Source organism: Pseudomonas macauensis, from assembly GCF_047902425.1.
Taxonomy (GTDB): Bacteria; Pseudomonadota; Gammaproteobacteria; order Pseudomonadales; family Pseudomonadaceae; genus Pseudomonas.
In genome coordinates this window covers 3349580-3363090 of the sequence record NZ_CP138377.1, presented here as the reverse complement: position 1 = coordinate 3363090, position 13511 = coordinate 3349580, and the positions used below count along the sequence as shown (strand labels likewise).

The following is a 13511-nucleotide window of genomic DNA, read 5'->3' as shown; positions in this document are numbered from 1 at the left end:
CTGCACATCGCGGTAGCGGTGCATCCGCCACCGTCCCGGAGCGCGATCATGTTGAGGAAGCTGCCGTTTCAACTTCACCCCTCGGCTCATCGCGTAACCCCTTGGCGGCCGTCGCTCGCGGGGCTGGCCACGCTGCTCTGGGCCTTGTCCGTCGGAGCGCTTCCCGCCGCCGATGCGCCGGAGCCCTCGGCGCCGCCGCAAGCGGAAACCTTCACCCTCGACCCGAACGAGATCCAGAAGCCCTGGACCGGCGACCTGGACGGGATGATCCAGCGCAAGACCATCCGCGTCCTCACCATCTACAGCAAGACCTTCTACTTCACCGACATGGGCGTGCAGCGCGGCGTGACCTACGAGTGGTTCACGCTGTTCGAGCAGGAGCTGAACAAGCAACTGGCCTCCACCGCGTCGGGCGCCGCCCGGCACCTGAAGGTTCACGTCGTGTTCGTTCCGGTCCGGCGCGACCAACTGATCCCGGCGCTGATCGCCGGCCAGGGCGATATCGCCGCGTCCAACCTCACCACCACGGCGGCACGGCGGGAGCAGGTGGATTTCTCCGTGCCCGGCTACACCAACGTCAGCGAAGTCATCCTCTCCGGTCCCGCCTCGCCACAGGTCGCCACCCTGGACGACCTGTCGGGCAAGGACGTCTTCGTCCGCCAGTCATCCAGCTACTACGAGAGCCTGCTTGCCCTCAACCAGCGCTTCGCCACAGAGGGGCGCGCCCCGGTGAACATCAAACCGGCGCCGGAAGCGCTGGAGGACGAAGACCTGGTCGAGATGCTCAACTCCGGGCTGATCCCGCTCATCGTCATGGACAAGCACAAGGCGGACCTGTGGAAGCAGGTCTTCCCCGACGTGACCGTGCATGACGCCATCGCCCTCCGCACGGGCGGCGAAATCGCCTGGGCCCTGCGCAAGAACAGCCCGCAACTCAAGGCCGCTGTCGACGACTTCGTCATGCGTCACCGCGAAGGCAGCCTTGCGGGCAACCTGATCCTGATGCGCTACCTGAAGAATGCGAAATACATCGAGGATGCCGCCTCCGAATCCGAGCGGCGGAAGTTCCTCAAGCTGGTGCAGTTCTTCAGGCAATACGGCGACAAGTACAGCGTGGACTGGTTGCTGATGGCCGCCCAGGGCTACCAGGAATCGCGGCTCGACCAGTCCGTCCGGAGCCCCGTGGGCGCCATCGGTGTCATGCAGGTCATGCCCGCGACCGGCAAGGAACTGAAGGTCGGCGACATCCGCAAGACCCGGTCGAACATCGAAGCCGGGACCAAGTACATGCGCCTGATGATCGACCGCTACTACGGCGACGAACCCATGACCGACCTGGACAAGGCCCTGTTCACCTTCGCCTCCTACAACGCCGGCCCGGCCAGGGTGGCGCGGCTGCGCGAGGAGGCCGCGCGGCGCGGGCTCGACCCCAACGTCTGGTTCCACAACGTCGAATACGTCGCCGCCGACCAGATCGGCGCCGAGACCGTCACCTACGTCAGCAACATCTACAAGTACTACATCGCCTACCGGCTGATCCTCGACGCGCGGGCGGCGAAGCAACGCGCCACCGAGCAGGTCACGGCCCAGCCCGAGCAGGGTGGCGCGGCTCCGGAAGCGGACTCGGGCGTCAGGTGATCGTGATCACGGGCTAGGAATTGGGCGCCTGGGACGTACCGTGTGGCATCGACTGCGAGCGCCTTGCCTTGCGCAGCTTGCGGGCCGTCTCCACGAAGGGCGTGACGATCAGGCTGTACAGCGTCAGGTAACGGTGATCATCACGCTCCCCGGCGCCGAACTGGATGCGTTCCGGCGTCGGGGTGGTGACGTAGAGCGTGCCGAACATCCAGTCCCACAGCGACAGGTTGATCGCGAAATTCTTGTTGAAGTGCCGGGGCGCATCGCTGTGATGGATCTGGTGCTGGGCCGGACTGTTCAGTACGTGCTCGACCACCGGCCCGAACGACAGCCACACATGGCTGTGCCGCAGGTTCACCGCCAGCGCATTGAAGATGAAGATCAGATAGGTCACGCCGAACAGCGTGTAACGGCTGATCTCCCCGCCGCAGGCGTACCAGAAGGCACCGGCATAGGCGCCGAGGGCCACGACCCCGGCCAGCTTCGCCGCGAGCTTCTCCACGAAATGGACGCGGCTGGCCGTTGCCGGCACCAGCACCGATGCCGAGTGATGCACCTTGTGGAACGCCCACAGCCAGCGCGAGTGGAAGGCCCGGTGCACCCAGTAATTCTTGAAGTCGCCCACCAGGAACACCCCCAGCCCATAGAGCAGGGACAGGCCGAGGTTCTCACCCACCTGCGGGCGCGCGCCCCACAGCCTGGTGAAGAAGGCCATGTAATCGCCGGAGCGCAGGATGTAGGGATCGACCAGACCGATGATGGGCACCATCAACGCCGCATGCAGGATGCCCCGCACGAAGTAGTACTGGTAATCCAGCAACGCCGAACGATGGAAATGCACCCGGTTGCCGCCAATGAACTGCCAGAACGAACGCGCCTCCGTCAGCCCGCGGTACTTCCTGAAGCGGAACAGACCATAGGCGACCGCATAGGAGAGGACGAGAAACAACACACCGACGCGACCGTTCAGGTCGAAAAGACCGGCGAAGCGGTGGACGACTGGATCGATCACCAGGGTGGTCAGGTGGCTATGGAACGGCAGGAGATCATCCACGGCAGGTGAGTCTTCGGCGAAGGGCAGGGGGCTGGAGATCGGAGCAGGCCAGGAGCGCGGCGCAATCGGCAATCCAGTGCGCGTCTGCAGCGCTCAGGCTCATGAGCTTCAGCGTAGCTTCGGGCTGCCACGGCGCAGTGACCGGCTGGAAGAAATGCATGGGTTGTCTCTTGTTCTTGGAGTGGCTCGCCGGTGGTGCCGGGGCTCGGCGATGCAAGTCGTGTGGTGGGGCTGAACGCGCAGGCCATGCATCGGACTCAGTGTGTCTGCAATGGTAATTGGGAATAATTCTTAATGTCAAAAGAGGGTGTGGCTGACGCGAGGCGACTTGACTCGACGGGGCACGATACGTCGGCTGACTTTAGAGCGAAAAAATAAATCTGAGAATCATCTAGCCGGCCTCCCCACCTCACGGAAGTGGGGAGGCCGGCTAATGGGTGTCCCCTTTTCTCTGCTTTTCTACTGATACGACATTCGTTCGACCCAAAGAGGATGGGCGGGAGGAATAAATTTGCCCCACTTCTCGACAGTGGCAATGTGCTTGCAACCGATGCGGGTGCATGGCTTTATATATCACTAGCCGGTCAGGGAGGATCGTGGACACTATCGCGCACTCCCCGATCAATATTCAGCTATGGGGCGAGTGAATTAAGACGTGGCCAATACAAAGAGCTTCGCTGAGCAGACCAGTGCCGATACTACCGAAATTGGCTTTCACTATCAGTACTATTATTTTCTTTATCGCCTGTTGAATTTGAAGACTGGTCAGTCTGTCGGGTTGGAGGTCAAAGATGACGTTCATACCGATCTAGATAATGATGCGCAAATACTTTTTCAACTCAAACATACGGTGCAGCATAATGCCGCCGGAAAATATATTGCCCTTACTGAGTTGGATGGCGATCTATGGAAGACGCTGCATAACTGGGCGAAAATAATATCCGACAAATCGGTTGGTCGTGATCAGAAAGCAAGGCAGAGTGAGTTCGTCAAAAAGACGGAGTTTCATCTTGTCTCAAATAAATCGGAAAGTGATCGAAATGTTTTTCTGAAAAACCTAGAAGCTTACAAGTCTGAAGACTTTGGCTTTGAGGAGTTTCGGGAGTATATGGTTTTTCTGCACGAAAAAACAAAGGATAAAATCATCAAGGGTTATTTGGGGGCAGTGCTTGCTCTTGATAACGATATACTTGCCATTTTTCTTCGGAAAATTCATCTCGAACTTGATATTGATGATCTTCACTATTTGATCAAGACGGCAATTATGGAAAAGATGATTGAAAGCTCCAAGGTTGATGGGGTTTTTGAAAGGCTTGACTCAAATATTCGGACTGATAATTACATTAAAATCAAGGCTGGTCAGAAAGTGGAGTTGGACTTTGACTCATTCTATGGCCGGTACAGAGCTATTTTTTCTGCGTCTAGGGAGCCGTTACAGCTAGGCAGACCGTTTACGCCGGCATTCCCTGAGGATGTTTTTTCACAAATTTTCATCAGGCAACTTCTCGCAGTGAATGCGATAAAAATAGATGATGTAGAAAGGGCGTTTGAGTACACAACAAATAAATTAAAAATATCTCGTTTTCTAGATGACTGGCTACAGTCGGGGGAGTTGGTGGCTGACGAGATTGCCGACTTCCATTCGGATGTAAGTTCAAAATGGCGAAATGCATTTGAGCATTGGTGCGAAGATTGCCTTGATCATGAAGTAATTAGCAAGGCAAAGGCATTGCTCTATGATCTTCGTAAGCTTGAGTTCTCTATAGCTAGCAGTAGACTTAATACTGAGTTGAGCAATGGGGAGCTATATCATCTTTCTGATGAGCAACTTATTGGATGGCATCGAGATTGGAAGACTCTGTGATTTTAAAGACGGGAAGTGCCGGCAAAGGATTTTGGGAAGGATATAACAATGTTGGCATTGGTGTAGTGGCCGTAGGGTCAGTTTTAAATCATTTGGGCAGCCTTTCCATTCCCAAGACGCTGCTAATTATTCCTATGATAATGCATAGTCCTACTCTTGCGTATATGGGGAGTAAGGCGACTTTGGAGCGAGGTTCGGCTGCGCTGGCTTCGGGGTATCCGCAACTCTTGGTTAACTTCAATGAGCGCTTCGAAAGCAGTCTTCCACTATCCGTCAATTCTATTCAGCTTCTTATACATCTTGGATACGCAGAGTTGGGCGCTACTCTGGTTCGTAAAAGACGGCTTCCAATAGATTCGGATTTCGGGAAGAGGGCAAAGAAAATTGACCAGGCTTCCCAGAAAATCGCAGAGCTTCTTCTCGAAACAGAAGACGAGCTTTACTTAAACTTTAGGGTGAAACTGTGAATTTCGGAATTGATGAGATTATCCTGTGGTCATCTATTGGTGAGACTCGCTCGATCGAATTTAAGAGAAATAAAGTAAATGTCATAACTGGAGAAAGCCAAACCGGGAAGTCAACCATACTTAAAATATTTGATTACTGCTTCCTGGCCAGTGAGCATGACATACCTCATGATGTTATTAATGATAATGTAAGTTGGTACGGAATAAGGTTTTACGCGAACGATAAGAGCTATTTTTTAGCTAGACGCAGTCCGGTCGGTAATGTCGTTTCTTCTGAGTACTTCTTTTCGTCTATGGGGGAGGTTCCAGAGGTGCCAGTCCCTAATATTAAGCAGGAGGATTTACGGGGGATACTAGAGGCGGAATTCTCCATTGATGATAGGATTCGAATGCCTTTTGGTGGGAAAGTTATAAAATCTGGTTCTCGAGTGTCCTTTCGCTATTTCTTTCTTTTTAATACAATTTCTGATGACATTATTCTTAACAGTAAAAGCTTCTTTGATAAACAAGGGATTGATCGATATCGCGAGGCGCTTCCAAGGATATTTGACTTGGCGCTGGGGATTGATGACTTAGAGAACATAGCTGCCAGAGAGCGTAAAGAATCACTGAGTAAGGAAATTGCAAGGCTCGAGCGTAAGAAGCTTTCATTAACAGAGAGTAAAAGCTCTTTTGGGGCCGAAGTTCGAGATATAGCGGCAAAAGCGGCTGAGTATGGGTTGACCCCTGAGTTAAATAGGGATGTTTCTGCATCAAGCCTGCGCGATATGCTGGATAAGCCCAGTATTACACCAAATTATGATGCATCGACAAAACGCCGGTCGGATATTAATTCTCAATTATTTTCAATTAATAGGCAGATTAGAAAATATTCTCAATTTAATGAGGAATATAAGAGCTACAAAGCAACAATTAAAAATTCGCAAGATAGCTTGCGGCCGCTAAGAGTGCTAATGGAGCGCTCTAGGGAAGTTGTAAAGTCAGAGGTCTTTGATGAGTTGATCAGCAGCCTTCAGGCTGACCTTCGCACAATTGATGAGTCAATTAAGGCTAGGCGCCCGGTTGAGAGTCAAGTAAATGGTGCAATACGACAGCTTGAGGATAAGAAAAAAGTATTGACAGAAGAGCTTCAGGTTCTTCCCGAAACACCCCGTTCCTTTCAGGAACTCCAAGATATGTGGGTGTTTCTAGGTGAGGCCCGGGGAAAACTCAGTATCTATTCGCGCATGGACGAGAAGCTAGCTGATAAGCCTGAGTCTACTGATCTTACACGGCTGACTGCTGAATTTGATAGTATCCAGGTAAAAGATGTAGAAGCGGAGCGGGCGGCAACTATTAGTCTAATTGATGAGGTTGCAGCGGGATTAATGGTGCAAGCGAAGAGTGCGCTAGAGAATTATGCAACTTGGTACGCAAGCTTTAATTATAAAGAAAAGAAAATTCAACTTAGAAAGCCGAGGTCAACTCTTATTGAGAATATTGGTAGCAGCTCCAATCATATGTTTTTGCATTTGATTCACTTTCTTGCTCTTCATGAAGTGGCGCTGAACAAGAATTCCAAGTTTGTTCCTAGCTTTCTAGTGGTCGATCAGCCAAGTCGCCCTTATTGGGGGGAGGAGGAAGAAGTAAATCCCGGAAACTTGATTCACAGTGATAGAGTGAAAATTAGAACTGCATTTGAGATGCTAAATAATTTTATAGAATATATAAATGAAGAGTATGGGCAGCAGTTCCAGATGATTATGTTCGAACACGTGCCGGCGTCTATGTTCGATGGTTTGGAGAATACCTACCTTCTCCCGGCGTTCCGAGATGGTAATGCTTTAATTCCAACTCATTGGAGAAGTGCTGAGGTCGAATAACAAGCAAGACCTTATAGGTTGCCTAATATAATGGCTCCAGATTGCTTCGGGCTTTTAGATGTCGGCTGCAGATCCTCACGTAATTAGGCTGATGTACCGACGTCGAACAGCGTCCTCTTGACCGCTGTACACCTTCCTCATAACCTCCCGACGCCCCTGTGAAAACGACAGGGGCCGGGTTTGGCGACTCGAAAAACTACCTAGGCGCGGTGACGCTTCGTCAGACCGTGACGTATCTACACGTCCACGGTTCTTTGCTATGGCGGGCCGCACAGGGAGACCTTCGGGTCTGCCGGGACCTAGGTAGCCGGTTCGCCAACCCTGTGTGGCTCTGCCTCCCTAATCGTTTGGCGACGATCAGGGCGGTGGTTTTTCGAAACTACCTAGGAATAAGCACATGGACGACATCTACATTCCCACCGTTTTCCACCGCTACAACCGTTCCCTGCGCGGCGTGTTGATCGACAACCAGCCCTGGTTGGTCGCCCGCGAGTTGGGCTATCTGATCCGCGAGCGGGTCGAGTCTTATGTTCTTCGTCTGGATGATGATCTGTTTCGCGAGGCGCGCCTGGTGACGGGCAGCGGCGAGGAGGTCGTGTTGCTGGTGAGCGACTATGGCGCCTTCCATGTGTTGAACCGCTTTCGCGATCCGGAGCATCGGGAGTTGCGCAAGTGGATTACCGGGTATGTGTTGCCGGTGTTGCGGGATCAGGGGTTGATGGCGGCCGGTAGTCCGAAGCGGATGCAGGCTAAGGGAGAAGGACGGCCGATTGCGGTGCTGGATTGGCAGGGGGAGTTGTGGGTGCCGATGGGGGAGGTGCCGAGGTTGATGCGGGAAGAGCGTCGCGGGCGATGGTGGCGGCGGGAGTAATGGCGGGTGCGGAGTGGGGCGGGTTCGCGAGCAAGCTCGCCCCTACGAAGAGCGGTGCTGCCGTGGGGAGTTCGGAGTTGGGGTTGCGTTCACCCCAGCCCTCTCCCGGAGGGAGAGGGGGCCGATTGGCGTGGGGTTCGGGGTTGGCGTCAGCCGGTGGGTGGGCTGATCAGAAGATGTAGTCCGTGGTCAGGAAGTTGGAGTCGCGGTCGCGGATGATCTGGCTGATCAGTTCCTTGTTCGCGTCGGTGAAGCGGGTGGCGACCAGGGTGCGGATGGAGAAGGTGCGCAGGGCGTCGTGGACGGAGAGGGTGCCTTCGGCGGAGTTCTTGCGGCCGTTGAAGGGGTAGCTGTCCGGGCCGCGCTGGCACTGGGCGTTGATGTTGATGCGGCCGACCTGGTTGACGAAGGCGTCCACCAGCGGGCCGATCTGCGCGGGGTCGTTGCCAAACAGGCTGAGTTGCTGGCCGTAGTCGGACTGCAGCACGTAGTCGATCACTTCATCCAGCTCGCGGTAGGGCACCACGGGCACCAGCGGGCCGAACTGTTCTTCGTGGTAAAGGCGCATGTCCGCGCTGACCGGGCTGAGCAGCGCCGGGTAGAAGAAGCTTTCGCGGCTTTCGCCGCCGCCGGGGTTGATGACCTGGGCGCCCTTGGCCAGCGCGTCCTGCAGCAGGCCATTGAGGAAGTCGACCTTGCCCGGCTCGGGCAGCGGCGTCAGCGCTACGCCGGGTTCCCAGGGCATGCCGGGTTTGAGTTCGGCGAGCTGGGCGCTGAATTTGTCGAGGAAGCGGGGCAGCACGTCTTCGTGGACGAAGAGGATCTTCAGCGCGGTGCAGCGCTGGCCGTTGAAGGAGAGGGCGCCGGTGATGGCTTCGCTGACGGCGTTGTCCAGGTCGACGCTGGGCAGGACGATGCCGGGGTTCTTGGCGTCCAGGCCCAGGGCGGCGCGCAGGCGGTGCGGGCGCGGGTGGAGCTTCTTCAGGTCGGCGGCGCCGGAGTGGGTGCCGATGAAGGCGAAGACGTCGACCTTGCCGCTGGCCATGAGCGCGCTGACGGTCTCGCGGCCGCGGCCGTAGATGACGTTGATGACGCCCGGCGGGAAGCTGTCGCGGAAGGCTTCGAGCAGTGGGCGGATGAGCAGCACGCCGAACTTGGCGGGCTTGAAGACCACGGTGTTGCCCATGATCAGCGCCGGGATCAGGGTGGTGAACGTTTCGTTCAGCGGGTAGTTGTACGGGCCCATGCACAGCGCCACGCCCAGCGGCACGCGGCGGATCTGCCCGAGGGTGCCCTGTTCCAGCTCGAAGCGGCTGGAGCGGCGGTCCAGTTCCTTGAGCGCCTCGATGGTGTCGACGATGTAGTCGCAGGTGCGGTCGAACTCTTTCTCCGAGTCCTTGAGGTTCTTGCCGATCTCCCACATGAGCAGCTTGACCACGGCGGTGCGCTGTTCGCGCATGCGGGCGAGGAAGCGTTCGACGTGGGCGATGCGCTCGGCCACGCGCAGGTTGGGCCACAGGCCCTGGCCGTTGTCGTAGGCGGTGACGGCGGCGTCCAGCGCGGCGAGGGCGGCGTCGGCATCCAGCAGCGGGGTGCTGCCGAGGATGACCTGTTCATCGCCTTGCTCGGTGGCGAGGAAGATCGGGCTGCGCACCGGGGCGAGCGGGCCGTCCCAGCGGAGCAACTGGCCGTTGACCAGGTATTCGCGCTGCTCGACGGGGGCGTCGGGGCGCCAGGTTTCGGGGATGTCGGTGAGGCAGGGGAAGAGGCGGTCGAGTTTGTTGTTGTCAGGCATGACTCATCCTTCGGGAACGGTGGGTAACAGGTCTGTTTTAGTCCGTGCGGGTGATTAGGTAAATCGATTCAGCAAGCAATGCGACGAATGGGCCGGAGTGGGGCCCTTCGTGGGGCGAATAGCCGAACTTGGCTATTCGCCGGTGGTTTCGGAGGTTGGGATTCGGCGGATAACGCGTGCTGCGTTATGCGCCCTACGGGTGCGAGGGCGTGGGAGTCGGCGCGGGGGCCGGTTGCAGCAGTTCCTGCTGCTCGGCGTAGCGGGCGCGGATGTCGAAGTCGCGGGGCCAGGTGGGTTGCGCGGGTTGGGCTTGCGGAGTTGCGGAGGAAGTCATGGGCGATACCTCGTTGCAGGAAGCCGGTAGGGCGGATGAGCCTTCGGAGTCATCCGCCGGTTGTTTCATGACCGGGCTGCGGCGGTGGCGCGCGCAACCCGGTTGGGTTCAGACGAACAGCGACAGCAGCAGGATGAAGCCCAGGCCGACCACCGAGAGGATGGTTTCCATGGCGGTCCAGGTCTTGAAGGTTTCCATCACGCTCATGTTGAAGTACTGCTTCACCAGCCAGAAGCCGGCGTCGTTGACGTGGGAGAGGATCAGCGAACCCGCGCCGGTGGCCAGCACCAGCAGTTCGCGGTTGACGCCGGGGATCAGGTTGATCACCGGCACCACGATGCCCGCGCCGGTGATGGTGGCGACGGTGGCGGAGCCGGTGGCGATGCGGATCACCGCGGCCACCAGCCAGGCCAGGAGGATCGGCGAAATCTGCGCCTGCACGGCCATGTGGCCAATCACGTCGCCCACGCCGCTGGCCACCAGCATCTGTTTGAAGCCGCCGCCGGCGCCAATGATCATCACGATGGCGGCGGTGGGCGCGAGGCTGTGGTCGAGCAGCTTGAGGATCTTCTTCGAGTCGAAGCCGCGGGCGTAGCCGAAGGTGTAGAGCGACAACAACAGGGCCAGGAGCAGGGCGGTGATCGGGTGGCCGATCATGTCCAGCCAGGCACGGACGATGTGGCCGTCGGCGAGCATGACGTCGGCGAAGGTTTTCAGCAGCATCAGGAACACCGGCAGCAATACGGTGAACAGGGTGACGCCGAAGCTCGGCAGGTCGCTGGTGTCCGGCTCATGGGCGATCTGCGCCACCAGCTCTTCATTGGGCTGGCCGGGAATTACCTTGGAAATCCACGCGCCGAAGATCGGGCCGGCGATGGCGGCGGTGGGCAGGGCGACCAGCAGGCCATAGAAGATGGTCTTGCCGATGTCCGCGCCGAACACGCCGATGGCCAGCAGCGGGCCCGGGTGCGGCGGCACCAGGCCGTGCACGGCGGAGAGGCCGGCGAGCAGCGGGATACCGATCTTGATCAGCGACACGCCGCTGCGGCGGGCGACGATGAACACCAGCGGCACCAGCAGGATGAAGCCGATCTCGAAGAACAGCGGGATGCCGACCAGGAAAGCGGCGAGCATCATCGCCCAGTGCACGCGCTGCTTGCCGAAGGCCTGGATCAGGGTGCGGGCGATCTGATCGGCGCCGCCGGACTCGGCCATCATCTTCCCGAGCATGGTGCCCAGGGCGAGGATGATGCCGACGAAGCCGAGCACGCTGCCGAAGCCGTCCTGGAAGGATTTGACGATGGTCGCCACGGGCATGCCGGAGGTCAGGCCGAGGAAGCCGGCGGCGATGATCAGGGCAATGAAGGGGTGAATCTTCAGGCGCGTGATCAGCAGGATCAGGCCGATGATGGTGACTACCGCATCCAGCAGCAGATAAGTGTCATGGGACATGCCGAGCATGGGGCTCTCCTGTTGTTGTCGTTGTGCCGGAGCGGCTTTTCTTCTTCAGTTAATAGAGATAGCGCTATCTTTGGCGGGCAGGCGCTATCGGCTCAGTCGTGGGAGTGCTGGCGCCACCAGAGGTGTGCGGCTTCGGCCAGTTCTTCCAGCGGGCGGGTGGCGTCCAGACGCAGGGTCAGCGGTTCGCTCACCGGTGGTTCGAGGGCGGCGAACTGGCTGTCGATCAGGCTGGCCGGCATGAAGTGGCCGGGGCGGGTGGCGACGCGCTTCGCGGCGGTTTCCGGGGTGAGTTCGAGGAACACCACGCCCAGGCCGGGCACGGCGCGGCGCAGGCGTTCGCGGTAGATGAGCTTGAGCGCGGAGCAGGTGAGCACGGGGCGCTGGCCGGCGGCGATGGCTTTCTGCAGCTCGGCGGCGAGGGTGTCGAGCCAGCCGGCGCGGTCCTCGTCGGTCAGCGGGACGCCGGCGCTCATCTTCTGGATATTGGCTTCGGGGTGGAAGGAGTCGCCTTCGATGGCGAATGCGCCGCTGCGCAGGCACAGGGCCTCGCTGACGCTGGACTTGCCGCATCCGGCGACACCCATGATGAGTACGGCATCGATGGCGGGGAGCATGCAGGGCCTCGGTGTTGAGACAGCGCTATCTTTGTTGGGCGTAACGAAAAGCATTGGCTGCCTCCGTATTCTTGTCATTCTAGTCGGTCTGTTCTGGCGGCTTCGGCGCTGCTTGATGACAAGCAAGGGGCCGGCGGGCGAGGGACCGGTGGGGGCCGGTCTCAGGCAATTGCCCTGGTCGCGAGACAGCGCTACCTTAGTGCCTCGATTTTTGTTTGGCAAGCTGCCCGATGACCGCTCAGAACAAAGACAAGAAGAACGACAGAAGCTCCCGCACCACCGGCAGACCCACCCTCGACGAGGTTGCGCGCCGCGCGGGCGTCAGCCCCATCACCGCCTCGCGCGCCCTGCGCGGAGTGAGCACGGTGGCCGAGGAACTGGCGCAGAAGGTCCGACAGGCGGCCAGCGAACTGGGCTACGTGGCCAACCCCGCCGCCCGCGCGCTGGCCTCCAAGCAGAGCCCCAACGTCGTGGTGCTGGTGCCGTCGCTGGCCAACCAGTTGTTCATCGAAACGCTCGAAGCCATCCATGCCGTGATGCATCCGCGCGGCCTGGAAGTGCTGATCGGCAACTATCACTACTCCCGCGACGAAGAAGAGAACCTGCTGCGCAACTACCTCGCGTACCAGCCGCGCGGCCTGCTGCTGACCGGCTTCGACCGCACCGAGAGCGCGCGGCGGATGATCGAGGCCAGCGGTGTGCCGGCGGTCTACATGATGGACCTGGACCCCGGCGCCGGCCTGCATTGCGTGGGCTTCTCGCAGATTCGCGCGGGGGAGGCGGCGGCCAAGCACCTGCTCAAGAGTGGGCGCAAGCGGCTGGCCTACATTGGCGCGCAGTTGGACCAGCGCACGCTGCTGCGGGGCGAGGGGTACCGTCGCGCGCTGCAGCAGGCGGGCGTCTATGACCCGGCGCTGGAGGTGCTGACGCCGCGTCCGTCCTCGGTTGGCCTGGGCGGCGAGCTGTTCCGCCAGTTGCTGGCCAGCCAGCCGCAGGTGGAAGGCATCTTCTTCGGTAACGACGACCTGGCCCAGGGTGCGTTGCTGGAGGCCATGCGCCATGGGATTCGCATCCCCGAACAAGTGGCGGTGCTGGGCTTCAACGACCTGCCCAGTTCGGAATTCATGGTGCCGCGCCTGTCGAGCATCCGCACGCCGCGCAAGGCCATCGGAACGCATGCGGCGGAGCGCCTGCTGGACCTGATCAACGACAAGCCGGTGAGCGCGCCGGTGATGGACCTGGGGTTCGAGCTGATGGTGCGCGAAAGCAGCTGAGGGCGCCTGTGCAGGAGCGCCTGTCGGCGCTTTTCGCGGACAAGGACCTACGAGATAGCCCTGTACTCGGGCCTGCCCTCACCCTAGCCCTCTCCCAGGGGGAGAGGGGACCGTTCGGTGCAGGATGAAACTTTGGTGTCAGGCGGCACGATCAGCTCCCTCTCCCTGAGGGAGAGGGCTGGGGTGAGGGGGACGATCCAGGCACGGATTATCCGGGACAAGACAGTTGCTCCTACGGGAGCGACATGGCGGTTTTCCTGTAGGAGCGAGCTTGCTC

At 58.8% G+C, this 13511-nt stretch carries 11 protein-coding genes; 6 read left to right on the top strand and 5 right to left on the bottom strand.

Annotated features, from left to right (window positions below; all coding sequences use genetic code 11):
• Positions 1 to 48: 48 nt before the first annotated feature.
• Positions 49 to 1638 (top strand): transglycosylase SLT domain-containing protein, encoded by a 1590-nt coding sequence (locus tag SD196_RS15415; RefSeq protein WP_416310375.1) that lies wholly within the window; start codon positions 49 to 51, stop codon positions 1636 to 1638.
• A gap of 13 nt (positions 1639 to 1651) precedes the next feature.
• Here SD196_RS15415 and SD196_RS15410 read toward each other — a convergent pair whose 3' ends face one another.
• A complete protein-coding gene (locus tag SD196_RS15410; RefSeq protein WP_416310374.1) occupies positions 1652 to 2692 on the bottom strand; it encodes a sterol desaturase family protein in 1041 nt (346 codons plus the stop codon).
• Between the two features lie 655 nt (positions 2693 to 3347).
• Here SD196_RS15410 and SD196_RS15405 point away from each other — a divergent pair.
• The 4 genes from SD196_RS15405 to SD196_RS15390 all read left to right on the top strand — a co-directional run bounded on the left by SD196_RS15405 (position 3348) and on the right by SD196_RS15390 (position 7756).
• Positions 3348 to 4556, top strand: coding sequence for an ABC-three component system protein (locus tag SD196_RS15405; RefSeq protein WP_416310373.1), 1209 nt, complete (start codon positions 3348 to 3350; stop codon positions 4554 to 4556).
• Positions 4553 to 5023 carry a three component ABC system middle component gene (locus SD196_RS15400; protein WP_416310372.1) on the top strand — a complete coding sequence of 157 codons (471 nt, stop codon included), beginning with the start codon at positions 4553 to 4555 and terminating at the stop codon, positions 5021 to 5023. The genes SD196_RS15405 and SD196_RS15400 overlap by 4 nt, the downstream gene beginning before the upstream one ends.
• On the top strand, positions 5020 to 6885 hold the full coding sequence (locus SD196_RS15395) for a DUF3732 domain-containing protein (protein WP_416310371.1): 1866 nt from the start codon (positions 5020 to 5022) through the stop codon (positions 6883 to 6885). Before SD196_RS15400 ends, SD196_RS15395 begins: the two co-directional genes overlap by 4 nt.
• 397 nt (positions 6886 to 7282) lie before the next feature.
• A complete protein-coding gene (locus SD196_RS15390) occupies positions 7283 to 7756 on the top strand; it encodes a Bro-N domain-containing protein (RefSeq protein ID WP_416310370.1) in 474 nt (157 codons plus the stop codon).
• Between the two features lie 169 nt (positions 7757 to 7925).
• Here the strand turns inward: SD196_RS15390 and SD196_RS15385 are convergent, their stop codons facing one another.
• The 4 genes from SD196_RS15385 to SD196_RS15370 form a co-directional block, all read right to left on the bottom strand.
• On the bottom strand, positions 7926 to 9551 hold the full coding sequence (locus SD196_RS15385; RefSeq protein ID WP_416310369.1) for an NADP-dependent glyceraldehyde-3-phosphate dehydrogenase: 1626 nt from the start codon (positions 9549 to 9551) through the stop codon (positions 7926 to 7928).
• 193 nt (positions 9552 to 9744) lie between these two features.
• Positions 9745 to 9885 carry a hypothetical protein gene (locus SD196_RS15380; RefSeq protein ID WP_294976924.1) on the bottom strand — a complete coding sequence of 47 codons (141 nt, stop codon included), beginning with the start codon at positions 9883 to 9885 and terminating at the stop codon, positions 9745 to 9747.
• Positions 9886 to 9993: 108 nt separating this feature from the next.
• Entirely contained in the window at positions 9994 to 11346 is a 1353-nt protein-coding gene (locus SD196_RS15375) for a GntP family permease (protein WP_331319505.1), read from the bottom strand.
• Between the two features lie 92 nt (positions 11347 to 11438).
• Entirely contained in the window at positions 11439 to 11960 is a 522-nt protein-coding gene (locus tag SD196_RS15370; protein WP_416310368.1) for a gluconokinase, read from the bottom strand.
• A 230-nt stretch (positions 11961 to 12190) separates the two neighbouring features.
• Here SD196_RS15370 and SD196_RS15365 point away from each other — a divergent pair, with 230 nt between their 5' ends.
• A complete protein-coding gene (locus SD196_RS15365; protein ID WP_275611627.1) occupies positions 12191 to 13234 on the top strand; it encodes a LacI family DNA-binding transcriptional regulator in 1044 nt (347 codons plus the stop codon).
• Positions 13235 to 13511: the final 277 nt, after the last annotated feature.